General features: G+C 57.4%; 1 pseudogene. It reads left to right on the plus strand.

The features are described from left to right. Window positions 1-244, plus strand: a pseudogene (locus tag HBA93_RS22870) (DNA mismatch repair endonuclease MutL); the annotation flags it as partial.

Consider the following 244-nt stretch of genomic DNA (forward strand, 5'->3'; position numbering starts at 1 on the left):
GTTTCGGCCCCGGTGCGGTGGCGGTTCGTGAAACACCCTCCATGCTCGGCGAAATGGATGTGCAGCAACTGATCCGTGATCTGGCGGATGAAATTGCTGAGCATGACACCGCCAACGGGCTGAAAGATATGCTCAATCATGTGGCTGCGACAATGGCATGTCACGGTTCTGTGCGTTCCGGTCGCCGCATGAAAGGTGAAGAAATGAACGCTCTGCTGCGCCAGATGGAAGCCACCCCCGGTTC

The sequence above is a fragment of the Ochrobactrum sp. SFR4 genome, from assembly GCF_019730395.1.
GTDB lineage: Bacteria > Pseudomonadota > Alphaproteobacteria > Rhizobiales > Rhizobiaceae > Pseudochrobactrum.